General features: G+C 41.2%; 27 protein-coding genes. 18 read left to right on the top strand and 9 right to left on the bottom strand.

Annotation, left to right across the window (positions count from 1 at the left end; genetic code table 11):
- The first annotated feature begins 42 nt into the window (after nt 1-42).
- Together AN391_RS15260 and AN391_RS15255 are read left to right on the top strand one after the other, a co-directional pair.
- Nucleotides 43-492 (top strand): hypothetical protein, encoded by a 450-nt coding sequence (locus tag AN391_RS15260; protein WP_055016204.1) that lies wholly within the window; start codon nt 43-45, stop codon nt 490-492.
- Between the two features lie 631 nt (nt 493-1,123).
- Nucleotides 1,124-1,648, top strand: a complete 525-nt coding sequence (locus tag AN391_RS15255) for an REP-associated tyrosine transposase (RefSeq protein ID WP_055016203.1) — start codon at nt 1,124-1,126, stop codon at nt 1,646-1,648.
- Between the two features lie 120 nt (nt 1,649-1,768).
- Here the strand turns inward: AN391_RS15255 and tusA are convergent, their stop codons facing one another.
- The 3 genes from tusA to fadB form a co-directional block, all read right to left on the bottom strand.
- Nucleotides 1,769-2,008 (bottom strand): sulfurtransferase TusA, encoded by a 240-nt coding sequence (gene tusA / locus AN391_RS15250; RefSeq protein WP_055016202.1) that lies wholly within the window; start codon nt 2,006-2,008, stop codon nt 1,769-1,771.
- A 243-nt stretch (nt 2,009-2,251) separates the two neighbouring features.
- Nucleotides 2,252-3,421, bottom strand: coding sequence for an acetyl-CoA C-acyltransferase FadA (gene fadA, locus AN391_RS15245; RefSeq protein WP_055016201.1), 1,170 nt, complete (start codon nt 3,419-3,421; stop codon nt 2,252-2,254).
- Between the two features lie 4 nt (nt 3,422-3,425).
- The gene (gene fadB, locus AN391_RS15240) at nt 3,426-5,585 is read right to left on the bottom strand and encodes a fatty acid oxidation complex subunit alpha FadB (RefSeq protein ID WP_055016200.1); all 2,160 of its coding nucleotides are present in this window, start codon (nt 5,583-5,585) and stop codon (nt 3,426-3,428) included.
- 295 nt (nt 5,586-5,880) lie between these two features.
- Here fadB and AN391_RS15235 point away from each other — a divergent pair, with 295 nt between their 5' ends.
- The 8 genes from AN391_RS15235 (at nt 5,881) to AN391_RS15200 (ending at nt 13,688) form a co-directional block, all read left to right on the top strand.
- Entirely contained in the window at nt 5,881-7,767 is a 1,887-nt protein-coding gene (locus tag AN391_RS15235; RefSeq protein ID WP_055016199.1) for a transglycosylase SLT domain-containing protein, read from the top strand.
- A 184-nt stretch (nt 7,768-7,951) separates the two neighbouring features.
- On the top strand, nt 7,952-9,274 hold the full coding sequence (gene pepQ / locus AN391_RS15230) for a Xaa-Pro dipeptidase (RefSeq protein ID WP_055016198.1): 1,323 nt from the start codon (nt 7,952-7,954) through the stop codon (nt 9,272-9,274).
- Between the two features lie 86 nt (nt 9,275-9,360).
- The gene (locus AN391_RS15225; protein WP_055016197.1) at nt 9,361-9,975 is read left to right on the top strand and encodes a YigZ family protein; all 615 of its coding nucleotides are present in this window, start codon (nt 9,361-9,363) and stop codon (nt 9,973-9,975) included.
- Between the two features lie 213 nt (nt 9,976-10,188).
- Nucleotides 10,189-11,640, top strand: coding sequence for a TrkH family potassium uptake protein (locus AN391_RS15220; protein WP_055016196.1), 1,452 nt, complete (start codon nt 10,189-10,191; stop codon nt 11,638-11,640).
- A gap of 29 nt (nt 11,641-11,669) precedes the next feature.
- Entirely contained in the window at nt 11,670-12,332 is a 663-nt protein-coding gene (locus tag AN391_RS15215; RefSeq protein WP_055016195.1) for a flagellar brake protein, read from the top strand.
- A 461-nt stretch (nt 12,333-12,793) separates the two neighbouring features.
- Complete coding sequence (locus AN391_RS15210; protein ID WP_055016194.1) at nt 12,794-13,006, top strand: EF-hand domain-containing protein; 213 nt, start codon at nt 12,794-12,796, stop codon at nt 13,004-13,006.
- A 143-nt stretch (nt 13,007-13,149) separates the two neighbouring features.
- Nucleotides 13,150-13,362 (top strand): calmodulin, encoded by a 213-nt coding sequence (locus AN391_RS15205; protein ID WP_055016193.1) that lies wholly within the window; start codon nt 13,150-13,152, stop codon nt 13,360-13,362.
- Nucleotides 13,363-13,472: 110 nt separating this feature from the next.
- Nucleotides 13,473-13,688 (top strand): EF-hand domain-containing protein, encoded by a 216-nt coding sequence (locus tag AN391_RS15200; RefSeq protein WP_055016192.1) that lies wholly within the window; start codon nt 13,473-13,475, stop codon nt 13,686-13,688.
- 86 nt (nt 13,689-13,774) lie between these two features.
- Here AN391_RS15200 and trkA read toward each other — a convergent pair whose 3' ends face one another.
- The 4 genes from trkA to def form a co-directional block, all read right to left on the bottom strand.
- A complete protein-coding gene (trkA, locus tag AN391_RS15195) occupies nt 13,775-15,151 on the bottom strand; it encodes a Trk system potassium transporter TrkA (RefSeq protein ID WP_055016191.1) in 1,377 nt (458 codons plus the stop codon).
- Between the two features lie 74 nt (nt 15,152-15,225).
- Nucleotides 15,226-16,521, bottom strand: coding sequence for a 16S rRNA (cytosine(967)-C(5))-methyltransferase RsmB (rsmB, locus tag AN391_RS15190; RefSeq protein ID WP_055016190.1), 1,296 nt, complete (start codon nt 16,519-16,521; stop codon nt 15,226-15,228).
- Nucleotides 16,514-17,467: a methionyl-tRNA formyltransferase gene (gene fmt, locus AN391_RS15185; RefSeq protein ID WP_055016189.1), complete on the bottom strand. Its 954-nt coding sequence runs from the start codon at nt 17,465-17,467 to the stop codon at nt 16,514-16,516. The genes rsmB and fmt overlap by 8 nt, the downstream gene beginning before the upstream one ends.
- A gap of 21 nt (nt 17,468-17,488) precedes the next feature.
- The gene (def, locus tag AN391_RS15180; protein ID WP_055016188.1) at nt 17,489-17,995 is read right to left on the bottom strand and encodes a peptide deformylase; all 507 of its coding nucleotides are present in this window, start codon (nt 17,993-17,995) and stop codon (nt 17,489-17,491) included.
- 119 nt (nt 17,996-18,114) lie between these two features.
- Between def and AN391_RS15175 the strand changes: the two genes are divergently transcribed.
- The 6 genes from AN391_RS15175 to hemF all read left to right on the top strand — a co-directional run bounded on the left by AN391_RS15175 (nt 18,115) and on the right by hemF (nt 23,044).
- The gene (locus AN391_RS15175) at nt 18,115-19,236 is read left to right on the top strand and encodes a LysM peptidoglycan-binding domain-containing protein (protein WP_055016187.1); all 1,122 of its coding nucleotides are present in this window, start codon (nt 18,115-18,117) and stop codon (nt 19,234-19,236) included.
- Between the two features lie 31 nt (nt 19,237-19,267).
- Nucleotides 19,268-20,359: a DNA-processing protein DprA gene (gene dprA / locus AN391_RS15170; RefSeq protein ID WP_055016186.1), complete on the top strand. Its 1,092-nt coding sequence runs from the start codon at nt 19,268-19,270 to the stop codon at nt 20,357-20,359.
- A 1-nt stretch (nt 20,360) separates the two neighbouring features.
- A complete protein-coding gene (locus tag AN391_RS15165; protein WP_055016185.1) occupies nt 20,361-20,834 on the top strand; it encodes a DUF494 family protein in 474 nt (157 codons plus the stop codon).
- A gap of 97 nt (nt 20,835-20,931) precedes the next feature.
- Nucleotides 20,932-21,507 carry a type I DNA topoisomerase gene (locus AN391_RS15160; protein ID WP_055016184.1) on the top strand — a complete coding sequence of 192 codons (576 nt, stop codon included), beginning with the start codon at nt 20,932-20,934 and terminating at the stop codon, nt 21,505-21,507.
- Nucleotides 21,508-21,528: 21 nt separating this feature from the next.
- A complete protein-coding gene (locus AN391_RS15155; protein ID WP_055016183.1) occupies nt 21,529-22,092 on the top strand; it encodes an L-threonylcarbamoyladenylate synthase in 564 nt (187 codons plus the stop codon).
- A gap of 1 nt (nt 22,093) precedes the next feature.
- Nucleotides 22,094-23,044 (top strand): oxygen-dependent coproporphyrinogen oxidase, encoded by a 951-nt coding sequence (gene hemF, locus AN391_RS15150; protein WP_055016182.1) that lies wholly within the window; start codon nt 22,094-22,096, stop codon nt 23,042-23,044.
- A gap of 58 nt (nt 23,045-23,102) precedes the next feature.
- On the opposite strand, the gene AN391_RS15145 is transcribed toward hemF, so the two are convergent.
- Nucleotides 23,103-23,540 (bottom strand): group II truncated hemoglobin, encoded by a 438-nt coding sequence (locus tag AN391_RS15145; RefSeq protein ID WP_055016181.1) that lies wholly within the window; start codon nt 23,538-23,540, stop codon nt 23,103-23,105.
- 53 nt (nt 23,541-23,593) lie between these two features.
- On the opposite strand from AN391_RS15145, the gene aroE reads away from it, so the two are divergent.
- Together aroE and AN391_RS15135 are read left to right on the top strand one after the other, a co-directional pair.
- On the top strand, nt 23,594-24,418 hold the full coding sequence (aroE, locus tag AN391_RS15140; protein ID WP_055016180.1) for a shikimate dehydrogenase: 825 nt from the start codon (nt 23,594-23,596) through the stop codon (nt 24,416-24,418).
- Entirely contained in the window at nt 24,415-24,675 is a 261-nt protein-coding gene (locus AN391_RS15135; RefSeq protein WP_055016179.1) for a DUF1488 domain-containing protein, read from the top strand. The genes aroE and AN391_RS15135 overlap by 4 nt, the downstream gene beginning before the upstream one ends.
- On the opposite strand, the gene AN391_RS15130 is transcribed toward AN391_RS15135, so the two are convergent.
- The gene (locus AN391_RS15130) at nt 24,658-25,194 is read right to left on the bottom strand and encodes a gamma carbonic anhydrase family protein (protein WP_055016178.1); all 537 of its coding nucleotides are present in this window, start codon (nt 25,192-25,194) and stop codon (nt 24,658-24,660) included. The genes AN391_RS15135 and AN391_RS15130 overlap by 18 nt on opposite strands.
- Nucleotides 25,195-25,542: the final 348 nt, after the last annotated feature.

The raw sequence follows: 25,542 nt of genomic DNA, 5'->3' as shown, positions 1-25,542 counted from the left end.
TTGCTGGCTTTTTAGTTTTAACAGAACAAAGGACTTCAATTAATGATGCCAATGAAACGAATTTTAACGCTTGCTATTGCCAGCTTACTAACCGCATGTACTAGCCAGGTGTCTATTAACGATGTGCTGCCACAACAAGAGTTGGATAAAACAATTTACCTTAGAGGCGACTTTACACTTTGGGACGCAGAACCTCAGTACCAATTTATGCCTGTGGGCGGCGCGCTTTACCAAGCAGAAGTTAAATTTAGTACCCCGGGTAAAGTGTACGAATTTAAAATAGCCGACGCCGATTTTAGTGAAGGCTACAACTGCGGCTACAGCGATGCCCAACCGGCAGGGCAAAAACTAACGCTCGGCCAATCTGTACTTGCAGACTGTAATACTATTTATAATTACTTTAGCTACTCGCCCGCAATAAAAGGCACGTATATAGTAAGCATTGATTACAGTGATTATGATGAGCCAAAAGTGACGATAACGAAGAAATAGCTAATAGTTGGGAGCTGTCAGCTTTTAGCTGCCCGAGTGGGCATATAGATTTGTGACAAGGATGTCGTAGGTTGGTTAGAGTGAAACGAAACCCAAAATGTGCGTCGAGTAAAACTGGGCTACTGGTTATCAAATACGTTGGGTTTCGTAAAACTCAAACCAACCTACATCAATAATAATTTTTATTGATTGCTATAAACATACAATCAATTTATGAGCTTAGTTAGTCTAATTACAGTCGTAAATCAAAAGCGTTATAAAAGATAAGTAGATTTTAAGTAGGTTGGGTAGAGTGAAACGAAATCCAACATATGCGGCGAATAGAACTATGCTGGTGGTTATCAAATTCGTTGGGTTTCGTAAAACTCAACCCAACCTACATCAATAATAATTTTTATTGATTGTATGTTTATGAGCTTAGTTAGTCTAACTACAGTCGTAAATCAAAAGCGTGATAAAAGATAAGTAGATTTTAAGTAGGTTGGGTAGAGTGAAACGAAACCCAACATATGCGGCGAATAGAACTGTGCTGGTGGTTATCAAATTCGTTGAGTTACGTAAACTTGTCTTGATTACAATTAACAAAACTAATCTATACTCTTATTTATCTGTTTATTTTATGGATAAAAATATGCGTTATAAGCGTATGTTAGAGGCGGGCGCATGTTATTTTTTTACGGTAAATTTAGAAGATAGATCTCAGTCTTTGCTTGTGGAAAATATAGAGTTATTACGCCGTGTATATTCAAAGGTGGCAAAAAAGCATCCAATAAAGACGATTGCAATTGTTATCATGCCCGATCACCTTCATGCTATTTGGCAATTACCTAAAGGTGATAGTAATTACGCAATGCGTTGGCGACTTATTAAATCAGGCTTTTCTCGAGAGCTGCCATCAACAGAGTTTTGTAATAAAAGTCGAATAGCCAAAGGTGAGCGCCGGATTTGGCAGCGTCGCTATTGGGAACATAAAATTAGGGATGAAGAAGACTTAGACAACCATATTAATTATATTCACTACAACCCAGTGAAACATAACCATATTATTAAAGTGAATGATTGGCCATTTTCAAGTTTTCATCAATACGTCAAAAATTCTAAACTAAGCCAATATTGGGATTGCAATAGTGATTCGTGCACTTTGTATGATGAATAATATTTCGGTGGGATAAAACAAGTTGGGTTTCGTAAAACTCAACCCAACCTACATTTGGCTTATGCTCTTGACGATGCGTTAAATATTAAAAAACCAACTTACTAAACTAACTTTCAAACCTTAAAGCCCTTTCTTCACCACATACCTATACGGTGCTTCTTCAACATCTTTAGCCACCAGCGTGTGATCCATGAACGTACAAAAGCTTGGAATATCGCGAGTGGTTGAAGGGTCGTCGGCAATAATAAGTAGTGTTTCGCCATCATTAATTTTGCGAATAGCAGCGCGAATCATCATTACAGGTTCTGGGCAGCGTAGGCCCATGGCGTCTAATTGGTGATCGGGGTTATCAAAGCTCATAAAAAGTTACCTGTAAAAATAGTCGCGGCTTGGTTAGGTCGGGTAGTTTAGCGCAATTAATCTGTTTGGTTAACTGTTTTGCATATAACGGGTAAGGGTAAAACAGTAAAAAATAATCTGGTTTAATACACCCGATCACATTATTCATATCAGCAATAAGCTGGTGGCATAAAAAAGGCGAACTAACTTGCGCTAGCTCGCCTTTTTAATCACCAAGATGGTTTTACATGTTTAAGCTAATAGTTAGTCTTGAACACGTTCAAATACAGTCGCGATGCCTTGGCCTAAACCAATACACATAGTGGCTAAACCGTATTTTGCATTTTTATCTTCCATTAAGTGGATAAGCGAGGTGCTAATACGCGAACCCGAACAACCTAGTGGATGACCAAGTGCGATTGCGCCGCCGTTTAAATTCACTTTTTCATCAACCACGTCTGCTAAACCTAAGTCTTTAAGTACAGGCAGTGATTGTGCCGCAAAGGCTTCGTTAAGCTCTGCTACGTCAATGTCATCAATAGTAAGACCTGCTTGTGCAAGTGCTTTTTTACTTGCTGGTACTGGGCCGTAACCCATAATTGATGGATCGCAACCTGCAACAGCCATTGCTTTAACGCGCGCACGAATTGGTAAACCAAGCTCTTTAGCTTTTTCTTCGCTCATTACTAACATCGCTGAAGCGCCATCAGAAAGTGCAGAAGACGTACCCGCAGTAACCGAGCCAGAAGCCGGGTTAAATACTGGGCGAAGCTGAGATAAACCTTCTACCGTTGTTTCAGGACGAATTACTTCATCATCTTCAACTAAAATTAAAGAACCATCAGCTGCGTGACCTTCCATTGCTAAAATTTCGCGGCGGAAACGGCCTTCAACTGTTGCAGCATGTGCACGTTGATGTGAGCGGTATGCAAATTCGTCTTGCTGCTGGCGGCTAATACCGTGGATAGTCGCAAGGTATTCTGCAGTTAAACCCATAGAGCCAGATGCTTGTGCAATTGAAGTTGCTAAGCCAGGGTGAAAGTCGTTACCGTGAGTCATAGGAACATGACCCATGTGCTCAACACCACCAATTAGGTAAGTGTCGCCAGCGCCTGTCATAATAGCGCGTGCTGCGTCATGCAATGCTTGCATTGACGAGCCACATAAACGGTTAACGGTTGTAGCAGGTACAGAGTGTGGAATACCCGCAAGTAACGAGGCGTTACGTGCAACGTTAAAGCCTTGCTCTAGTGTTTGCTGTACACAGCCCCAATAAATATCGTCAATTGATGCAGGGTCAACTGCTGGGTTGCGCTCTAATAACCCTTTCATAAGGTGAGCACTTAAATCTTCCGCACGCTTGTTTTTAAATACGCCGCCTTTTGAGCGACCCATTGGTGTGCGGATACAATCTACAATTACTGGATTATTCATGATATTAACCTTCCACCTTATAGAAAACACGACCTTCTTCGGCCCATTTGCGAGTTTGCTCTGATACTTGGTAAATCGCACCTAGGTGAGCATATTTGTCTGCTGCTGCAACAAAGTTAGCTAAACCTGTTTGATCTAAGTAACGGAACGCGCCGCCTCTAAATGGAGGGAAACCAACGCCGTATACAAGGGCCATATCAGCTTCTTGAGGAGAAGCAACAATGCCTTCTTGTAAACAAAGAAGCACTTCGTTGATCATTGGAATCATACAACGGTCAATGATTTCTTGTTTATCAAATTCTTTCGGTGCATCAGTAATTGGTGCTAGTAGCTCAACTGCTGTTGCATCGCTTGATTTTTTAAGACGACCACGACGGTCTGTTTCGTACTTGTAAAAACCTGCTTTGTTCTTTTGACCAAAACGTTTTTCGTTAGCAAAAACAGTCACCGGATCTTTTTCTGCACGTGCCATACGCTCAGGGAAACCGTCTGCCATTACACCAGTACAGTGGTAAGCTGTATCAATACCTACAACATCAAGTAGGTAAGCTGGGCCCATTGGCCAGCCAAATACGTTTTCCATTACTTTATCTACTTTTGCAAAGTTAGCGCCTTCAACAACGAGTTTGCTAAAGCCTGCAAAGTAAGGGAATAAAACACGGTTTACAAAAAAGCCTGGGCAATCGTTTACAACAATTGGTGACTTGCCAAGTTTAAGGGCGTAATCAACAACAGCGTTAATTGTTTTATCAGAGGTTTTTGTACCACGGATAATTTCTACTAATGGCATTTTTGGCACTGGGTTGAAAAAGTGCATACCACAGAAGTTTTCTGGCTTATCGAGTGCTTCTGCGAGTAAATCAATACAGATAGTCGATGTGTTTGACGTAAGTACCGTACCTTCTGGCAGGTTCTTTTCAAGGTCGGCTAGTACTGCTTGCTTAACTTTAGGGTTTTCTACAACGGCTTCAACAATAATGTTGGCGTTTTGAAGGTCTGCATCATTAAGCGTTGGCTTAATTTTGCTAAGCGTTGCCAGCATTTTTTCCATTGGCATGTGGCCGCGTTTAACTTTTGCACCAAGTAGTTTAGATGCTTCACCCATACCTAAATCAAGCGCATCCTGTTGGATGTCTTTCATTACAATTGGTGTACCTTTATAAGCAGACTGGTATGCAATACCGCCGCCCATAATACCCGCGCCTAATACAGCCGCTTGTTTAATTTCTACATCGCTGTGTTTAGCAAGCTTGCGTGCTTTACCTTTAATAAACTGGTCATTTAAGAAAATGCCCGTTTGTGCAGCAGCTTCGTTAGTACGTGCAAGTTTTGCAAAGTTAGCATTTTCGATTGCCATTGCTTCGGTGCGATCACAGTTGGCCGCTGCTTTAATAGTGCGAACTGCCATAACCGGTGCAGGATAGTGGCCTTTGGTTTTACCCATTACCATACCTTCTGCCATCGCAAAGCTCATGCCTTGCTCAACACGGTTTAATTTAAGTGGCTGAAGTTTTACGTTACGTTTTGCTTGCCAATCTAACTTGCCTGCAATTGCTAATTCAAGTGTTGCTAGGCTTGACTCTAGTAGTTTGTCAGCACTAACTACCGCGTCAAACGCACCTACTTTTAGTGCATCAGCGGCGCGATTTTCTTTACCTGAGGTAATCCAAAGCATGGCGTTATCAGCGCCAATAATGCGTGGTAAGCGCACTGTGCCACCAAAACCAGGCATTATGCCAAGTTTAACTTCTGGTAAGCCCATTTTTGCAGTTTCACTTGCAACACGATAATCGGTAGCAAGTGCCCACTCACACCCGCCACCAAGTGCCAAGCCGTTTATAGCGCTAAGAGTTGGGTATGGTAAGTCTTCGATTGCGTCAAAAACGTCGGTTGCGTTTTTAATCCACGTTACTAATTCTTCTTCTGGTTTAGTAAATGTTGGTAAAAATTCGAAGATATCTGCGCCAATTATAAAGTGGTCTTTATCACTGGTAAAAATCATGCCTTTGATATCAGAATTAGACGCTAATTCTTTTAATGCTGCTGCACAATCTGAAAGAGTTTGCTGAGATAGTGTGTTTACAGAGCCTGCAACACAAAACTTAAACTCGGCGATGTTTTCCTTTAGGAAGCTAACTTCAAAGGAATCGCTTTTATATAACATTATTATTCTCCCTAGTTGACGAACTAAGACTGGTACGATGAGTTTGCATTTCGACCAGTGTGCTTGCTTTAAAATTAAAATGCAACGAAAAATTTAACTCGGTTACAAACGGCTGGTTAAAATATAGCTGGTTTGGTGCTAAGGTGTACTGGAATGTGCGAAAGGTACTCATTAATTATCATGAGTGCGTAAATTAAATGATGTTCATATTTTATTAAAGGCACTCTCATTATTGTTTTAGTGTCCCAATCTGGAAATTATTAACCCTGACAGGTCATTAAACCTAAAGGATATTATGAAAAAAATTTTATTAAGCGCTGTGGCAGCTGCCTTTATTCTTCCTTTTAGTTCTGCCCAAGCGAGTATCGATAATGACGCGTTTTTAGATGCAGAAAAGAAAGTGCGCTATGGAAGTTACCAAGACTTTAAAGAAGCAATAAACGGGTTAGATCATCCGCTAAAGCCGTATGTCGAAAAAACATATTGGCAACGCCATCCTAATATTAAGTATCAAAGCGAAATAGAAAACTACCTAACCATTTATGAACATACCCCGCTTGAGTGGCCGGTACGTAAAGCATGGTTGGAGTATCTTGAAAAAAATAATAAAAAAGCCGCTTATATAAAAAACTACCGAGAAACGTCTAACGCAGCGCTAACATGCACGTTTTTAGATTTTCAACTTGATTTAGGGGCGCCAGAAAAAGCCATTTTTAATCAAGTTACCGATTTATGGACGGTGGGTAAGTCGCAACCAAATGAATGCGACTCGCTATTTTCACAATGGCGCAAAAAAGGCTATTTAAATAATGAGCGTGTATGGAAGCGCATAACGCTTGCAGCGCAGGGCGGTACCCAAAGCTTACTGCCTTATTTAAAAACGTTGTTACCTAAAAACGAGCGTTACTTAGCCGATTTATATTTAAAAGTACGCCGTGACCCAAGTGCTGCAGCGGGGTTATATCGGTATAAAAATAAGTCGGCAAAAGAAGGCGAAATAGCCATTTACGGAGTTAAGCGTCTAATTTGGCGCGATAAAGCGCTGGCTTTAAGGGCCTGGCAAAAGCTAGAAAAAATGTTTAACTACAGCGACGAAGAAAAAGCAGATTTATATTACACGTTTGCTTTATCGCTTGCTTCAAGTGGGCACAAGCAAGCCAGCTTTTGGCTTAATAAAGTGCCAAAAGCGCGGCAAGACAAAAAGTTAATTCAGTGGCAACTTGGTAATATGCTCAAAACCCAAGACTGGGAAGGCATAGCAGCTTTTTTTACGGGTAAAGATAATTTAAGTTTAGGCCAGCAGTATTGGCTGGCTTATAGCTATGCTAAGCGAGGGGAGCAACAAAGAGCAGAAGAAATTTGGGCTAAAGTAGCCACAAATCGCGATTACTATGGTTTTTTAGCGGCGGCACGTTTAGGGCTGCCGGTCGATTTAAACAATCACCCTTTAGAGGTTGACCAAAAACTGGTGGATAAAGTGATGAATGCGCCGGGCTTTAAACGCGCAAAAGCACTTTACGAACTAGAGCGTTTCACCTCAGCACGCCGAGAGTGGAATTACTTAACCAATACCTCTACCGACGAAGAAAAACTGGCGGCCTCAAAAGTAGCAGCGCAAAACAATTGGCACGATAACGTTATATTTACGTTAGCTAAAATAAAAGCGTGGGATTATGTCGAACTGCGTTTTCCGTTTGCATTTCAAGATATTTTTGAACGTTATAGCAAGCGTAACAAAATAGATCCCGCGTGGAGTATTGCCATTGCGCGGCGTGAAAGCTCGTTTGCACCCGATGCACGATCCCACGCTAATGCACGCGGTTTAATGCAGCTGCTACCTAGCACGGCAGAATACGTTAACAAAGCGACGGTATCGAGTACGCGTTTGTATCAACCTAAAACCAATATACGCTTAGGTACTAGTTACTTGCAGTACTTGAAAAAGAAAAACAAAGGTAATGAAATACTCGCTACGGCATCTTATAACGCAGGGTATCATCGTATTAAACGTTGGTTACCTGACGAAGCTATACCCGCAGAGCTATGGGTTGAGCTGATCCCCTATAGAGAAACACGAGATTACGTAAAAAACGTGTTTGCTTATCGCCAAGTTTACCACACCCGAATGGGCCGAGAAGGAAACGTGCTCGCGCCGTTACTCAATATGAAAATGGGTGGGTAAATTATGTAATACTAATAGCCTTAAATATTTAGCAATTCGAGCGTGCTAAATAAAGGGCTAATAACTTAACACGATGGGTATAAGTATTAGGGGGATATTTACATGTTAAATATCCCCCTTTTTTGAGCGCTTTACGTTTAAGTGGTAGACTCAAAGCAAGTTAAATTTAACAGATGGATTAACAATGGATAAATTAGCCGTTTTATATGCAGAGCATATTGCCACATTACAACAACGTACGCGTACAATTTGTGACCGTGAAGGGCTCGAGGGTTTAGTTATTCACTCAGGCCAAGCTAAGCGCCAGTTTTTAGACGACATGTATTACCCATTTAAAGTTAATCCACACTTTAAAGCATGGCTTCCTGTTATTGATAATCCACATTGTTGGATTGTGGTAAATGGGAGCGATAAACCTAAGCTTATTTTTTACCGCCCCGTTGATTTTTGGCACAAAGTGCCCGATGAGCCACGCGATTTTTGGGCTGAGTACTTTGATATAGAATTATTGCTACAGCCTGATCAAGTTGAAAAACTATTACCTTACGATAAGGCTAAGTATGCTTACATGGGCGAATACCTAGAGGTAGCACAAGCGCTAGGTTTTAGTATTATGAATCCAGAGCCAGTACTTAATTATTTTCACTATAACCGCGCCTATAAAACACAGTACGAGCTTGAATGTTTACGCCAAGCTAACCGTATTGCGGTAGATGGGCACAAAGCTGCACGCGATGCCTTTTACAATGGTGGTAGCGAATTTGATATTCAACAAGCGTACCTTATGGCTACACGCCAAAGCGAAAACGAAATGCCGTATGGCAATATAGTTGCGCTTAACGAAAATTGCGCTATTTTGCATTACACGCATTTTGAGCCAACAGCACCACTTACTCATAATTCGTTTTTAATCGATGCTGGCGCAAACTTTAATGGTTATGCCGCAGATATAACCCGTACGTACGATTTTAAAAAGCAGGGTGAATTTGCTGAGCTAGTACAAACAATGACGCAAATACAAATTGAGCTAGGCAACGCCTTAAAGCCAGGCATGTTGTATGGCGATTTACACGTTGATTGTCATAACCGTATTGCCCAAGTACTGAGTGACTTCAATATTGTAAACTTACCTGCCACAGAAATTGTTGAGCGTAAAATTACTTCAACGTTTTTTCCTCATGGTTTGGGCCATCACCTGGGTTTACAGGTGCATGATATGGGCGGTTTTATGCGTGATGATAAAGGCACGCACCAGCCATCGCCTGAAGGGCACCCATTTTTACGCTGCACGCGCTTAATAGAGAAAAACCAAGTGTTTACTATTGAACCAGGGCTTTACTTTATAGACTCGTTATTAGGTGATTTAGCGCAAACCGACAGTAAACAGTTTATTAACTGGGATAAAATCGAGACGTTAAAACCATATGGCGGTATTCGTATTGAAGACAATATTATTGTTCACGAAGACAGCCTAGAAAATATGACTCGAGATTTAGCGCTCGACTAAGCTAATAAAGACGAGTTCGCTAATACGCGCTAAAATACGCGAATACAAAGGGGCCTTTTGGCCCCATTTTTAATTGAGCTTTAATTATGTCTGAATATAAATACCCGGCTGCTGATGTGTTTCATCAAGAAGAAATTAAAAAGAGCACCTTTATTGTGCATATTGCCCACACACCAGACCTTAATGCAGCTAAAGCCTTTATTAAAAGTATTGAAGAAAAGTACCCCGATGCACGTCATAATTGTTGGGCCCACGTAGCGGGTAACCCAGGTGGCAGCCATGTTTATGGTTTTTCTGATGATGGCGAGCCTAATGGCACTGCAGGAAAACCCATGCTTAATGTGCTGGTGGGCTCTGGGCTTGGCGAAATTACTGCAGTAGTTACCCGTTATTTTGGTGGTATAAAGCTTGGTACTGGAGGGTTAGTGCGTGCCTATGGCGGATCGCTAAATAACGCACTTTCGCAGCTAAAAACGGTAACAAAAGTACCAAGTATCGAGATTGTTGGCCAAAGTGAATACAGCATGCAGGGCGCTATAGAGCAGTTGTTAAAAACCAACTATCAAGTACTTAATATAGAAAAACAATTTACTGCTAATATTGAATGGGTTATTACTATTGATAGTCGCCAAGCTAATCAGGCCATTAAAGATATTTTTGATTTAAGCCATGGCGCAGTTGAGTTAACTATCAAAGAGTAAGACAATAACTTATACCAATCCGCATAATTAAGTGATCTATTTTGAGGATGGATAAACGTGTTGATAGCAAGGCAAAAAATTCGCTATTTAGTTATTCTAAATGAGAATTTTTTAACGCAGATAGCGACACGTTTAGCCCCTGAAAATGATTAAATATTATTGCGGATTGGTATTACACACTTATATTTACTAATAATAAAAGCGATAAGCTACATGCAATTTCGTACCATCATAAAAATCCTTGGCCAACTAGTTGCGCTGTTTAGTATTACCATGGTGCCACCTGCGGTGGTGTCTTTATTTTATAAAGATGGTGGCGGTGTTCCTTTTGTATTAGCGTTTATATTTAGTGTGGTAATTGGTTTAACAGCCTATTACCCAAACAGGCATGAAAACGGCGACTTAAAAGCGCGCGAAGGCTTTTTAATTGTTGTCTTGTTTTGGCTGGTACTAGGGGCGTTTGCATCGTTACCGCTGATTTTTTTACAAGAGCCTAACTTATCTATGGCCGATGCGGTGTTTGAGGCCTTTTCGGGCCTTACAACAACTGGTGCCACTGTACTTACCGGTATTGAATACCTGCCTAAGTCTGTTTTGTTTTATCGCCAGCAATTACAGTGGTTTGGCGGTATGGGTATCATTGTACTTGCTGTTGCTATACTGCCTATGCTTGGGGTCGGTGGTATGCAGTTATACCGAGCTGAGATCCCAGGTCCTGTAAAAGATTCAAAAATGACCCCCCGCATTGCCGATACCGCAAAGCACCTTTGGTACATTTATGTGTCACTAACTATTTCGTGCATGTTGGCCTATTGGGCGGCAGGAATGGAGTGGTTTGATGCCATATGCCATGCGTTTTCTACCGTGGCGATTGGCGGGTTTTCTACTTACGATGCCTCAATAGGGCACTTCGACAGCCCTGTGATTAATTTTATTTGTGTATTCTTTTTAATTATTGCTGCGGTTAACTTTTCGTTGCACTACGCGGCAGTAGCAAGTCGTAATATTCAGGTGTACATTCGCGACCCCGAATTTAAAGTTTTTTTACTGATACAGTTAGCGCTGGTGGTTATTTGTTTTACCGTGCTTTCATCTAACGAAATATTTGCCGATGGCGATGAAACACTCGACCAAGCCTTGTTTCAGGCTGTTTCTATGAGTACCACAGCCGGCTTTGCTACCGACAACTTTTCCACATGGCCGTTGTTTTTGCCTATATTACTTATTTTTTCGAGCTTTATAGGTGGCTGTGCAGGTTCAACCGGTGGTGGTATGAAAGTCGTACGCGTGTTTTTACTATACCTACAAGGCATACGTGAGCTTAACCGCTTAGTGCACCCACGCGCTATATACTCTATTAAGCTGGGTCGTAAAGCCTTACCCGATAAAGTAGTCGAAGCCGTATGGGGGTTTTTCTCAGCGTATGCATTGGTGTTTATTATTATAATGCTGGCGCTAATGGGAACCGGTATGGACAACATTACCGCGTTCTCGGCTACAGCGGCGTGTTTAAATAATTTAGGCCCGGGCTTAGGTGATGTTGCATCGCACTATGGGGCAGTGAGCGATGGTGCTAAATGGCTATTAACGATTGCCATGGTATTTGGTCGCTTAGAAATATTTACCTTACTCGTGCTATTTACGCCGACCTTTTGGCGTGGGTAATAATATATAAATGATGCTTAGGAACAGGCATGCCACATTCTAATTTAGATAAATTACACCAGTTAACAACAGGGCGAGTAGTCGACTTGGAAATTGTTACGCCTACTAGTAGTAAACGTGTAAAAACAGAGTTTATTGGTTTGCTAGAAAACAAGTTTATTATTTTAAATTACCCAAGTTCAAAACGATTACCTGCTGCTAATGATTATTTGCGTGACGGTGTAATGGTCGTAGTAAGAGCGGTTATTGAAGGCAGTGGCGGGCAAGTAATAGCATTTAGGCAGCAGGTGATGTCGATAGCTTCACATCCTACTAGGCTCATTTTTATTAATTACCCTACACAAGTTCAGTTATTTGCTTTGCGCGCGCAAACACGCATACCGACCTTATTACCTGCAAAATTAACGCTCAGTGACGATAGAGTACTTGAAGGGGTGATTAAAGATATTTCGCTTACCGGGGTGATGTTTGATGTACGCGGCGATCAAAGCGACGAAAATATAAAAGATATGCAATGTACGGTGACGGTTGATACCAACAATAAAGCATTTACTGGCGAAATATGCAGTGTAAAACCGCACGCCGCGGGGGTTAATTGCGGTATTAAGCTTTTAGCCAGTGAAGAGGAAATGAAGGCGTTTATGAAAGAGCATTTTATTGATCCCGCTATACTCGAGCTGCCATTAGATTAAGCGGTTTCGCTTAATAGCAACAAATGGTCGTTTTTTACTTTAATGACCATAAAATTTTTTAAAAAACACAAAAATTAATTTTTTATTACTATAAAATCAATCATATAGCTGTCTTTTACTAGTAAGCTAATTTTATATTTTAGCTCCCCTTACACCTAAATTTTAGCCTCCTTTCTTGAAAACTTATCACTGTTGCAATTTAAGCTAAAAATTGTAGCTTTTTTATTATGTGTAAGTTATTGAATTAATTGCACTTATAAAATAAGTAATTCTTCTTGTTGCTAGTTTGCAACAAAAAAATCGCCTCAATTTATTAAAAATCGCTAAAACCTATTTTAACTATATGAAAAATATAATGTTTTAAAAACTGGCATTTAAGTTGTAATAGTCTGGTTGTACTGAACAAACGTGATTTAAAGTAAACCACTTAATCGCACACATATACTTGAAGGAATTATATTATGAAAAGCATTAATAAAACTTTAGCACTTATCGCCCTAGCTTCATCATCAGCAGCATTTGCAGCAACCGATTTTGATACGTTAGATGTAGATGGCAGCGGCACAATCAGCAAATCAGAAGCATCTATTGATGCAAAACTGATGAGTATGTTCTCAGAATTAGATACTGACCAAAATGGTGAGTTATCAAAAGAAGAATTTTCAAAAGCTTAATATGTGATAACAATCCTGAGTTGCCAATGACAACCTAAGTAGGCAAGGGAGCTTACGAAAAAGGATAACAAGGATGTGAAAATCATTAATTTAAAAATATGACTTATTAAACTTAAGTAACTTGTATATTGAAGGATTAAATTATGAAGCATTTAAATAAAGCGCTGGCACTAATAGCAATTGCCTCTTCTTCAGCTGCAATTGCAGCAACAGATTTTGATACGTTAGACGTAGATGGCAATGGTGCAATCAGCCAAGCTGAAGCATCGGTTGATGCGGATTTAATGGCTGAATTTGTTGAACTAGATACCGATGGAAATGGTGAGCTTTCAAAACAAGAGTTCTCTAAGTACTAATCTTTAATTTGTATAAATACTTGATAATGTAAATTGTCAAAAGCACTTTTAGTTAATTTTTTAAACTCATGGATCTCAGAAAAGGATTTCCTCTTAATTAGGACACAATTATGAAAACATTCAATACAGCCCTTGCCGTTATCGCATTAGCTTCTTCATCAGTGGCGTATGCTGCAGTCGATTTTGCCTCGTTTGATGCCGACGGTGATGGTGCAATTTCAAAGCAAGAAGCGCAGGTAAATTCACAGCTAGTGAAAATTTTTGACCAGTTAGACACTGACGGTAATGGTGAAATTTCTGAGCAAGAATTTTCAAAAGTACAGTAAGTCTTAGTTGCTGAGCAAGGAAGCTTAGTAAGCAAAAAAACATACTCCACTAAAGCCGCCTTAGTCAGCGGCTTTTTTGTGTTTAACTATAAAAATATAGCACTCACTTGGAATAGCTTTTCGACTACATTGATGTGCTTTTTATCAATTAAAAACATAATAACGTGATCGCCAGACATAATAACAGTGTCGTCGTGGGCTATTAGTACGTCGTCATTGCGTACAATAGCGCCAATTGTTGTACCTGCAGGTAGCTTGATATCGGCGATAGCACGACCAACTACTTTTGATGTGTTTTCATCGCCATGGGCCACGGCTTCAATAGCCTCTGCTGCCCCTTTACGTAACGAGTACACGTTAACAATATCGCCACGGCGCACGTGCGTTAGCAGCGCTGAAATAGTTGCTTGTTGTGGTGATATAGCAATATCTATTTCACCTCCTTGCACTAAATCAACATATGCCCCACGCTGTATAAGCACCATGGTTTTTTGTGCGCCCATGCGTTTTGCAAGCATGGCCGACATTATATTTGCTTCATCGTCGTTGGTTACGGCAATAAATACATCAACTTGCTCTATGTGCTCTTCTGAAAGTAACTCTTGGTCTGAGGCGTCACCACAAAACACAACGGTGTTATCGAGCATTTCAGAAAGTTGTTCTGCACGCTCTTTACTACGCTCTAGTAACTTAACGCTGTGGTTTTTTTCGAGTGAACGAGCAAGGCCTGCACCAATGTTACCGCCACCAGCTATCATAATTTTTTTGTAGGAACGTTCAAGCTTTTGCAGCTCATTCATAACGGCGCGAATATGTTTAGTGGCAGCAATGAAAAATACCTCATCGTCCGCTTCGATTACTGTGGTCCCTTGTGGTTTTATGGCTTTACCTTGGCGGTAAATCGCTGCTACGCGAGTTTCTACATTCGGAATATGTTCTTTTAAAGCAGAAAGCGCATAACCGACTAATAAGCCGCCATAGTAGGCTTTTACTGCTACAAGTGAGAGCATACCATCGGCAAATTGCAGTACTTGCAGTGCGCCTGGGTAATCTATTAAACGGCGAATATATTTGGTAACAAGCGCTTCGGGGGCAATATAATGATCAACCGGAAGGTCGTCGTTATGAAATAGTTTTTCGCGGTATTTTAAATATTGCTCTGATCGGATACGGGCTATTTTAGTTGGCGTATTAAAAATACTATACGCAACTTGGCACGCCACCATATTGACTTCATCTGAGCTGGTTACTGCAATAATCATGTCGGCGTCTTCAGCACCCGCACGTCTGAGTACGTCTGGATGGGCACTGTGACCAGCAACCCCTTGTAAGTCGTACTTATCTTGCAGCTCTCGTAAGCGGTTGCCATCTATATCAACAACGGTTATTTCGTTTTGTTCGCCAACTAAGTTTTCAGCAAGCGTACCACCGACTTGTCCGGCACCGAGTATGATTATTTTCATTATTTACCCGAATTACTGTTTAATTAAAAAATAGCCATTTACTGTTTAATAAATGGCTATTGAGTGTACGGCTATTAGGCTTTTTTAACTAGCTTAGCGTAATAAAATCCGTCGCTTTCACCTGGTAGTAATTGTAAACCAGGGTTGATAACCGTGTCGTTGTCGTGCAGTGGTATATGCTCAACGTCACTATTATTAGCTAAAAATTTAGCGACTTGCTGTTGGTTCTCTTGCGGCAGTACCGAACAGGTTGCGTATATCATAGTGCCACCTGGCTTGAGTAGCGGCCAAATGCTATTGAGTATATCGCTTTGTAGTTTAGCTAAATCTTCAATGTCTGATGCGCGGCGAAGCCATTTTATATCTGGGTGGCGGCGTATAACACCGGTTGCCGAACACGGCACATCCAATAAAATACGGTCAAACTGTTGATCGTCCCACCATGTGTGCGGCTGCGAGGCGTCTGCACATTGTAGGTCTGCGCCTAAGCCGATACGGGTCAAATTTTGTTTAACACGCTCTAGACGAGTGGCGTCACTATCAAGTGCTAATACTTCTGCATCGGCAAGCTCTAATATATGACATGTTTTACCGCCAGGTGCTGCACAGGCATCTAAAATGTATTCATCAGCTTGAGGAGCCAAAAAACGTGCGGCTAATTGCGCTGCAGCATCTTGCACCGAGCAGGCGCCCACATCAAATTCTGGCAGTGAGAATACATCACGTGGCTTAGCTAGTTTAATACCATCAACAAACTCTGGATTTAATGTGTGTTCAATATCGTTAGCCGTTAACATTTCGCTGTATTGTTGCGTGCTGTATTGGGCTTGATTAACACGTAACCACATAGGAGCTTGTTGTTGGTTTTCTTCAAGAAGCGCTTCCCAGTTGTCTGGGTAGGCAGCTTGCACTTGCTTAATAAACCAGTTTGGATGGTTATATAAACACACTGGTATTTGCTTGGCTTTTTCTTCCAGCTCGCTTTGTTGGCGCTGAAAACTTCGCAAAATAGCGTTGATTAAGCCTTTTAAACCTAATGCACGCATTTGGCCTAGTGCATTAACGGTTTCTGAAATAGCGGCATGCGGTGGCACGCGCATATGCTGCAGCTGATAAATACCTACATACAACAAAAACTGAAAAATACGGCGTTTACCCTTAAGTGGCTGCTCTACTAAATGTTGGCAGTAGTTTTCAAGGCTAGGTAGGTAGCGTAATACGCCATAACAAATTTGCTGTAATAGTGCTTTGTCTTTCGGGGGCAGCCCTTGACTGGCAAATGGCAGTTCTTGATTTAGCGATGCGCCTTTATCAACCACGTTATATAAAGTTTCTGCGGCAAGCGCACGTACGTTTTGAACATTACTCATTGTTTTCGCCTAATACGGTGCCTGGTGTTACCCAGTCACTACGACCATTTAAAAAGTCGCTAATTGCCATTGGTTTTTTTCCTTGTGGTTGCAGCTGTGTAATACACAATGCCTGCTTACCACATGCCACTACAATGCCGTTTTTATCGCTTGATAAAACTTCGCCGGCACTGCCTGTTTGTTCAACGACTGAAGCTTGGTAAATTTTTACGCTTTGCTCACCCATTTGAGTAAAGCACACAGGCCATGGATTGAACGCACGAATATTACGCTCAATTTGAACGGCATCCATTGTCCAATCAATATTTGCTTCCTCTTTTGAAAGCTTTTTAGCGTAATTTGCCTGCTCGTCGTTTTGTGGCTCAGCAGTAAGTTCGCCATTGGCTAACTTATTAACGGTTTGAATAAGCGCTCCGGGACCAAGTTCAGCTAGTTTAGTGTATAAGCTGGCACTGGTTTCATCTGCAGCAATAGGGCAGCGGCTAATATGTAACATGTCGCCGGTATCAAGCCCTTCATCCATTTGCATTATGGTTACACCGGTTTCTTCATCGCCAGCCCAAATTGCCCGCTGTATTGGCGCAGCACCGCGCCAGCGCGGTAAAATAGAGCCATGCACATTTAAACACCCTAAGCGTGGCGCCTCCAAAATGGCTTTGGGTAAAATTAAGCCATAAGCCACCACAATCATGATATCGGCATTTAAGCTTTTAAGCTCTGTTAGGGCCTCTTCATTTTTTAATGATTGTGGCTGAAAAACAGGTAGTTCATGTTCAAGCGCAAGCGCTTTTACTTCACTGGCTTTTAGCTTTCTACCCCGCCCAGCAGGACGGTCTGGTTGGCTGTAAACACCAACAATTTGGTGTTCGCTTTGAATTAACGCTTGTAGGTGACGAGCGGCAAAGTCCGGCGTACCGGCAAATATAATGCGTAGTGGTTTTGTCACTGAGTTTTCCTAAGGTGCTTATTACTTCGCGGCAAATTTAGCTTCTTTTTCAAGCTTTTTGCGAATACGTTGACGCTTTAATGGCGATAGGTAATCAATAAATAGTTTACCTTGTAAGTGATCGAGTTCGTGTTGAATACAAATAGCTAATAACTCATCTGCATCTAGTACAAATTCTTCACCGTTTTCGTTAAGAGCAGCAACGGTTACGGTTTCAGCACGGTCTACTTTTGCGTAAGAGTTAGGCACTGATAAACAGCCTTCTTCGCTAATTGTTGAACCATCTTTTTTAATAATTTGTGGGTTAATTAAAACCAGTGGTTCGTCGCGTTCTTCTGATACGTCGATCACCACAATACGTTGATGAATATCAACCTGTGTAGCAGCTAGCCCAATGCCGTTTTCATCGTACATTGTCTCTAGCATGTCTTTTACTATTTGGCGAACGTTGTCATCAACCTGTGCAACTTCTTTTGCTACCGTACGTAAACGCTCATCTGGAAATCTTAAAACTTCTAACCTAGCCATAGTTACCTTTTTACACTTGTGCTTAATTTAGGGTATTGTATGCTCTTATTTTAGCCATTCGCGTTCCCCTTTAACAGGTTTTGGTCAATAATAATGAAAAAACAATACAAGGAAGCCCAATGAAATCCCAATTGGCTGCAATTATGTTTGCACTAAGCACTGCCTTTCCAGCAGTTGCTGATGTTTTACAAATAAAAAAAGATGCTCCAAAACAATATGTTGTAAAAAAAGGCGATACCCTTTGGGATATTTCCGGCATTTATCTAGAAGAGCCATGGCTGTGGCCAGAGCTTTGGCAAATGAACCCGCAAATAGATAACCCGCACCTGATTTATCCAGGCGATGCACTCGCGTTAGTGTATGACGCCGACGGTAACCCGCGTTTAGTCATTAATAAAGCGTACAGAAAATTATCGCCACAGGGGCGTATTACACCAAAAGGTAATAACGCCATTACCACTTTGCCACTTGAAATAATTAAACCTTATTTAAGTTATGAGCAAGCGATTAACAGCGATGACATAGATGATAAGCCGTATATTTTAGGGGCAAACGAAAATACTAAAACGCAAACGTTAGGTCATATTTTATACGCCAAGGGCGATTTAAAAGTGCATAAAGCGTATGCTATTTATCACAAAGGCGAACCTTACATCGATACCCAAACTGGTGAAGAGCTAGCTACTCGCGCTACGTATGTAGGCATGGCTCGTGCATTTAGAACGGGCGATGAAAGCAATGGGGTTCCGTCCTCTTTACGTGTTGAGTCAGTAAAGCAAGAGATTCAACAAGGTGATTTTTTACTTCCCGCAATGCAAGGACAAATGTTACCAGCGTACTTTAATATGCATCGTCCACAGCAAAGTGTATCAGGGCGTGTTATTGCATCTCCACGCCAAGTAAGAGAATTCAGCACAATGGATGTAGTGGTGCTAAACTTAGGTGCTGAGCAACAAATAGAAGTTGGTCATATCCTCGATTTAGAACGCCAATCACCCACTGTTATTGATGGCCCGCGAGGACCGCGTTATCCAGAGGATTCGAGCAAGTTTGAAAAGCTTTTATCTGATGCGGGTGAATTTTTTGGTAGCGAGCCAAATGAAGACACCACAACATGGACAATGCCATACGAAAAAGTGGGTGAGTTAATAGTATTTAAAGTGTATGACAAAGTAAGTTATGCATTAATAACAAAAAATCAGCACCCAATTCGCGTTGGAGATAGTGTAGTAATTCATTAAGTTGTAGCGAGTCGGTGCTCTAGGAGAGAGCATGGATCAGTCATCTGGCAAGCTAGCCCACTGGCTTGCCTTTTATATGTGTAAAGGCTTAGGTATTAAAACACTGCTAGCCTTATCACATACTCACCCCCTCGAATCATTATTTGATTTAAACCAAAGTGAATTACAACAGCTTGGCCTAACCCAAAACCAAGCCTGCAACTTACTCAATACAAACTGGCAGCAAGTAAACCATTACGAGCAACAAATTCAGCAGCTGAACATTACGGTAGTATGTATTTTTGATGCGCTTTACCCCGCTGAATTAAAACACATAGCCAGTGCCCCTTTATTACTATTTTGCAAAGGCGATATAGCGCTATTATCTAGTCCTCAAGTGGCCATAGTTGGTAGTAGAAACGCAACACCTACGGGGCTTGAAATAGCTTCGGAGCTTGCATATCAGCTTACTTTAGCCGGTATTACTGTTACCTCGGGCATGGCGCGGGGAATTGATGGTGCCGCGCACAAAGGGGCATTAGCCAATAATGGCAATACAATTGGTGTATTAGGGACTGGGGTTGATATTTACTACCCCAAACGCCATAAATTATTAACAGACCAAGTATTAGAGCATGGCTTATTAATCAGTGAGTTTTTACCGGGGACCGCTGCTAATGCGCATAACTTTCCGCGCAGAAACCGTATTATATCGGGGTTGTCTTTAGGCGTGGTTATTGTAGAGGCTGAAATCAAAAGCGGTTCATTAATTACGGTGCGTTACGCTATTGAGCAAAATAAAGAGGTCTTTGCTGTGCCGGGCTCTATTAAAAACCCTTTATCGCAAGCGAGTCATTTTTTAATAAAGCAGGGCGCTAAGTTAGTCGAAAATGTAACAGATATTTTAGATGAGGTGAGCTTTTCTTACCAAAGCGGTCTATATAATAAAGAGGAACCTGTAAGTAAACAGCCGCAATGTGAGGTGTTAAATAGTATAGGGTATGAGGTGACGAGTGTTGATGAAATTGTAAATCGCACTAAGTGGCCAATCGATAAAGTGTTGGCAAGGTTACTCGATTTAGAATTAGACGATGAAATAGAGCGAGTATTAGACGGGTATATAAAGCTAAGCACAGGAAGGTAATATGTTTGATATTCTCATGTATCTTTTTGAAAACTACATTCACAGTGAAGCTGATATTTATATTGAAGAAAACGAGCTTACCGATGAATTACTTCGCGCGGGTTTTAATAAGACCGAAATTTATAAAGCGTTAAATTGGCTTGAGCAATTGGCTGATTTGCAACGCAGCGATGAGTCGCCTTACCTAATTACAAAGCCACACCAAGCAATGCGCATATTTACCGATAGCGAATGCAAAATGTTAAACGTTGAATGCCGTGGTTTTTTAATGTTTTTAGAACAAATAAGGGTGGTTAACAGTGTAACCCGTGAAATGGTCATGGACCGGCTTGCCGCATTAGATAAACTTTATATTTCGCTCGACGACTTAAAGTGGGTGGTGCTTATGGTGTTATTTAACGTACCAGGCTCAGAAGAGGCCTACGAGCAAATGGAAGACCTCATATTTGACGAACCCACCGAACTCCTACATTAAAATTGTATGCCAAACCACTTAAACATATATGCACAGCTTGTATCTTTAAGTGGTTTGGGTATATTAGGCGAAAATTCATCAACCCATTAGGAACCTCATGAGTAAAATCGACCATTCGCTTTTCTCGGCGGATAAACACGCCTTAGAAAAAGAATACGAAGTCTGCCCACAATGTGGTTCTGAATTAGTTATCCGTAACTCTAAAACAGGCCCGTTTTTGGGTTGTGCTAGTTACCCTAAATGCGATTTTATTCGTCCATTAGCGCATCACGACAGCAACGAAATTAAAGTTCTTGAAGATTCAGCCTGCCCACAGTGCACAAAACCGCTGGTGGTTAAAAACGGCCGTTATGGCATGTTTATTGGTTGTACAGGGTACCCTGAGTGTCATTACATCGCCCACGATGATGAGCCGAATAATAACGATGAAGTATTACCTAGCTGCCCTAAATGCAAAAAAGGGCAGCTTGTTGCACGCAGCAATAAATTTGGTAAAACGTTTTACTCATGCGACTGTTACCCGAGTTGTAAATACACTCTAAATAACAAACCCATAGCCAAGCCATGCCCTAAGTGCGATTGGCCGCTTGTTATTGAGAAAAAAATGGCCAATGGTATTGTGCTACAGTGCCCACAAAAAAGTTGCCTGCAAAAACTTACCACTACTGATTAATACAAATTTCTGGAGCATATTTTGTCAGACCTTTCTACATTGCCTACGGCTATATCTTGCTTAGAGCAAGGCGACGTTATTTTATATCCTACTGAAGCCGTTTATGGCTTAGGGTGTGATCCAGATAATCAGCAAGCTGTTGAGAAATTGCTAGAAATAAAACAGCGTCCCGTTGAAAAGGGCCTTATTCTAATCGCTGATAACTACGGTCAGTTATTAAAGTATGTTGACGATGTAAAGCTACCAATGGATAAGCGTGCTGATATTTTTTCTAGTTGGCCTGGTGCTATTACTTGGGTCATGCCTGCTGCTAAAAATACGCCTAAATGGTTAACAGGCCAGTTTGATACTATTGCTGTACGAGTAACAAATCATCCAAGTGTTAAGCGCTTATGCCAGAAATTAGGTAAGCCGCTGGTTTCTACTAGTGCTAATTTAACTGGTCAGCCCACGGTAACTAGTATTGAACAGGCGAAGCAGCAATTTGCAGAGCAAGTTGGCTTTTATGTTGACGAGCCGTTAGGCGGGAACACGCAACCCAGTACAATAAAAGATGCCATGACCGGCAAAGTGTTTAGAGGTTAATATGCAAAGCGAATTATTAGAACAAGTAAAAGCCTACTTTATGGCTTTGCAAGACACTATTTGCCAAGGCTTAGAGAAGGCTGATGGCAGTGCAAAGTTTGTAGAAGACAGTTGGCAGCGCGCTGAAGGTGGCGGTGGTCGTACCCGAGTGACCACTAACGGCAATGTAATAGAGCAAGGCGGCGTAAACTACTCGCATGTGTTTGGTGCATCTATGCCGGGCTCTGCGACCGCTCATAGGCCAGAGCTTGCAGGGCGAAGCTTTCATGCATGTGGTGTTTCATTAGTTATTCATCCAAAAAACCCACATGTTCCTACAAGTCATGCCAATGTACGCTTTTTTATAGCCGAAAAAGAAGGCGAAGAGCCTATTTGGTGGTTTGGCGGCGGGTTTGACTTAACGCCGTTTTACCCCGTTTTTGAAGATGTACAACACTGGCACCAAGTCGCACACGACATTTGTGCACCTTTTGGTGAACAAGTGTATCCAAAGTACAAAACCTGGTGCGATGAATATTTTTATCTAAAACACCGCGACGAAACACGCGGTGTGGGTGGCTTATTTTTTGATGACTTAAACGAGTTAGGATTTGAGCAGAGCTTTGCATTTATGCAGTCGGTTGGTAATGGCTTTTTAGATGCTTACTTACCTATTATTGAGCGCCGTAAAAATGATGAATTTACACAGCAACAACGTGACTTTCAATTGTATCGCCGCGGTCGTTACGTAGAGTTTAACCTTGTGTGGGATAGAGGCACTTTATTTGGCTTGCAAAGCGGTGGGCGCACAGAGTCTATATTGATGTCGATGCCGCCACTGGCGCGCTGGGAATACAACTATAAGCCCGCGCCCGACAGCGCAGAGGCTAATTTGTATCAATACTATTTACGTCCACAAGAGTGGCTAAGTACTAAACAGGCTGATTTAATAGCCAGAGAGTGGCAATTGTAAATAATAAAATGAGTTAAAAAAGGCGCATATCAGCGCCTTTTTGCTAAGTAGTTAATAATTAGTGCTCATTAATCATATGCGTGGCAAGTTGTCCAAAAGATTGCTTTAACCCTTCACGCAGTAGGGGGTTGTCTACTTCTATATCGAGGGTTTTATTCATACAATACATCCACTGATCGCGCAGGTCTTTATTTATATTAAACGGCATATGGCGCTTGCGTAGCATAGGTTGGCCATGCTTTTCAGTAAATAGGTTAGGCCCGCCTAACCAGCCTGATAAAAATTCAAAAAACACTTGGCGAATTCTATCTAATGGCAGAGGATGCATATCATATAATGGTTTGGCGTATTCATCGCTGGCCATTATGTCGTAGAATCTATTAGCAATAGCACGGGTACCTGCTTCTCCACCAATTATTTCATACGGTGTTTTCTCAGGAGTGGGCGCTGGTTGCTCAGGGGCTGGTTTAGATTTTGAAAAAAGTCGTTTAATCATATTACTTATCATCGTTAATAGGCAGTATATAGCTGCAAAGAGGTTGTTTTAAAATGGACAAATATGCGGTTTTTGGAAATCCAATCAAACATTCAAAATCCCCCGCGATACATAAACAATTTGCTGTATCTTTGGGTGAGCAAATCGACTACCGCGCAATATTAGCACCTATCGATGATTTTGAAAAAACAGTAACTGCCTTTTTTGAGCAAGGCGGGGTAGGCGCAAATGTAACTATGCCATTTAAAGAGCAAGCGTATGCCATGGCTGATGAACTCACCCCGCTTGCTAAAATTGTTGGTGCCGTTAATACACTTAAAAAACGCAAAGATGGCACGTTATTAGGCGATAACACCGATGGCGTAGGCTTTGTAAACGATTTACTTGCCAATGAAGCGATAATTACTAATAAGCGTATTTTGATTATTGGTGCGGGTGGCGCAGCAAGAGGGGTAATATTACCTTTACTTGAACACAACCCTTCAGAAATCATTATTGTTAATCGTACGGCAAAAAAAGCGCAAGACTTAGCTTTGCTATTTGCTGAATATGGAAAAGTTTCAGGCTATGGATTTGATGATTTGCCAGTAAGCGATTACTCACTAATCGTAAACTCTACATCAAGCAGTATGAATAACGAACTTCCGGCGCTTGATAAAAAACACTTAACTCGCTGTGATGTAGCTTACGATATGTTTTACTCCCAGCAAAATACCGTGTTTATGAACTGGGTTGCACAGCATAATACAAATACTAAGCTGTTAGATGGTAGTGGTATGTTGGTAGGTCAAGCCGCACAGGCATTTTTTGTATGGCGTAATAAAATGCCAGCCATACTTCCTGTTGTTAAAGCACTTAAACAAGGCATGCTTAAATGAATCAAGCCATACAGTTTATAGATAGACTTGAGTTCAGAGAACCTTCCCACCAATTAGTCTTTTATGCACAAGTAACAGGAATGTTGGTGGAGTGTATTATAGATTTACGAAAGCTAGGGCTTCAAGATGAAAGCCACGCAACGCAGCATTTTGATAAGTACCGATTTGATTATGAAGAATGTGCCGAGCAACTTATAGAAGATGAAAGTTATAACTCGGCAGGCCAGATAGAAGTGAATCTAGCCGATCTCAGCTAGATACTCGTCTTTTAATTGCACATAGTTATCTGCCGATACTTTTAAAAAAGCAAGCTCTTGCTCTGTTAATGGGCGAGCTTGTTTAACTGGACTACCAACATATAAATAACCAGACTCCAATCGTTTATTTGGCGGTACTAATGAACCCCCACCAATGATAACGTCGTCCTCTACTATTACATTATCCATTACAATAGCACCCATACCGACAAGTATACGGTTTCCAAGTGTACATCCGTGCAGCATAACCTTGTGTCCTACTGTCACATCATCACCAATAATAAGTGGGTAACCATCTGGGTTGTTTTTAGTGGCGCGCGATAAATGAAGAACACTACCATCTTGTATATTGGTACGTTCACCAATACGTATATAGTTAACATCACCTCGTGCTGCTACTAGAGGCCACAAACTAGAGTTGTCACCAATAGTAATATCGCCTACCAAAACAGACGATTCATCAACATAAACAGACGAATTGAAAGAGGGAGTTATACCTTTATAAGAACGGATAGCCATATATATACCTTTTAAATACCAGTTATAGTTGTTTGAGTGTAACAGCAACACTTAAATAGTGGCCAGAAAAGGCCTGTTTTGGTTATAAAACTACCTGTTATAGAAGGTTTAGTTTATATATTGACCGAACAGTGCTTTTTTTTAGTTTTTCTTTAAAAAAGTGCTTGCGTAAAAATCTGTTCTCCCTATAATGCGACCCCACTGAGACGGGGTACGGCGACGCGCAGCGGACAACGCATGGCGAGGCACAACGGCTCAGAGAGTTAAGTAAAACTTAGGTTTTAAATCATCGCAAGAAAGTTTAAAATTAAGTGTTGACTCGAAAAATAAAGGATGTATTATACGCAT

Origin of the sequence: Pseudoalteromonas sp. P1-13-1a, from assembly GCF_001401875.1 — a bacterium.
Lineage (GTDB): Bacteria > Pseudomonadota > Gammaproteobacteria > Enterobacterales > Alteromonadaceae > Pseudoalteromonas.
This window is presented reverse-complemented; position numbering and strand designations above follow the sequence as displayed.

Coding starts and splice junctions, on each gene's coding strand:
- AN391_RS15260 (WP_055016204.1), top strand. CDS start 43: ATGATGCCAATGAAACGAATTTTAACGCTTGCTATTGCCAGCTTACTA.
- AN391_RS15255 (WP_055016203.1), top strand. CDS start 1,124: ATGCGTTATAAGCGTATGTTAGAGGCGGGCGCATGTTATTTTTTTACG.
- tusA (WP_055016202.1), bottom strand. CDS start 2,008: ATGAGCTTTGATAACCCCGATCACCAATTAGACGCCATGGGCCTACGC.
- fadA (WP_055016201.1), bottom strand. CDS start 3,421: ATGAATAATCCAGTAATTGTAGATTGTATCCGCACACCAATGGGTCGC.
- fadB (WP_055016200.1), bottom strand. CDS start 5,585: ATGTTATATAAAAGCGATTCCTTTGAAGTTAGCTTCCTAAAGGAAAAC.
- AN391_RS15235 (WP_055016199.1), top strand. CDS start 5,881: ATGAAAAAAATTTTATTAAGCGCTGTGGCAGCTGCCTTTATTCTTCCT.
- pepQ (WP_055016198.1), top strand. CDS start 7,952: ATGGATAAATTAGCCGTTTTATATGCAGAGCATATTGCCACATTACAA.
- AN391_RS15225 (WP_055016197.1), top strand. CDS start 9,361: ATGTCTGAATATAAATACCCGGCTGCTGATGTGTTTCATCAAGAAGAA.
- AN391_RS15220 (WP_055016196.1), top strand. CDS start 10,189: ATGCAATTTCGTACCATCATAAAAATCCTTGGCCAACTAGTTGCGCTG.
- AN391_RS15215 (WP_055016195.1), top strand. CDS start 11,670: ATGCCACATTCTAATTTAGATAAATTACACCAGTTAACAACAGGGCGA.
- AN391_RS15210 (WP_055016194.1), top strand. CDS start 12,794: ATGAAAAGCATTAATAAAACTTTAGCACTTATCGCCCTAGCTTCATCA.
- AN391_RS15205 (WP_055016193.1), top strand. CDS start 13,150: ATGAAGCATTTAAATAAAGCGCTGGCACTAATAGCAATTGCCTCTTCT.
- AN391_RS15200 (WP_055016192.1), top strand. CDS start 13,473: ATGAAAACATTCAATACAGCCCTTGCCGTTATCGCATTAGCTTCTTCA.
- trkA (WP_055016191.1), bottom strand. CDS start 15,151: ATGAAAATAATCATACTCGGTGCCGGACAAGTCGGTGGTACGCTTGCT.
- rsmB (WP_055016190.1), bottom strand. CDS start 16,521: ATGAGTAATGTTCAAAACGTACGTGCGCTTGCCGCAGAAACTTTATAT.
- def (WP_055016188.1), bottom strand. CDS start 17,995: ATGGCTAGGTTAGAAGTTTTAAGATTTCCAGATGAGCGTTTACGTACG.
- AN391_RS15175 (WP_055016187.1), top strand. CDS start 18,115: ATGAAATCCCAATTGGCTGCAATTATGTTTGCACTAAGCACTGCCTTT.
- dprA (WP_055016186.1), top strand. CDS start 19,268: ATGGATCAGTCATCTGGCAAGCTAGCCCACTGGCTTGCCTTTTATATG.
- AN391_RS15165 (WP_055016185.1), top strand. CDS start 20,361: ATGTTTGATATTCTCATGTATCTTTTTGAAAACTACATTCACAGTGAA.
- AN391_RS15160 (WP_055016184.1), top strand. CDS start 20,932: ATGAGTAAAATCGACCATTCGCTTTTCTCGGCGGATAAACACGCCTTA.
- hemF (WP_055016182.1), top strand. CDS start 22,094: ATGCAAAGCGAATTATTAGAACAAGTAAAAGCCTACTTTATGGCTTTG.
- AN391_RS15145 (WP_055016181.1), bottom strand. CDS start 23,540: ATGATTAAACGACTTTTTTCAAAATCTAAACCAGCCCCTGAGCAACCA.
- aroE (WP_055016180.1), top strand. CDS start 23,594: ATGGACAAATATGCGGTTTTTGGAAATCCAATCAAACATTCAAAATCC.
- AN391_RS15135 (WP_055016179.1), top strand. CDS start 24,415: ATGAATCAAGCCATACAGTTTATAGATAGACTTGAGTTCAGAGAACCT.
- AN391_RS15130 (WP_055016178.1), bottom strand. CDS start 25,194: ATGGCTATCCGTTCTTATAAAGGTATAACTCCCTCTTTCAATTCGTCT.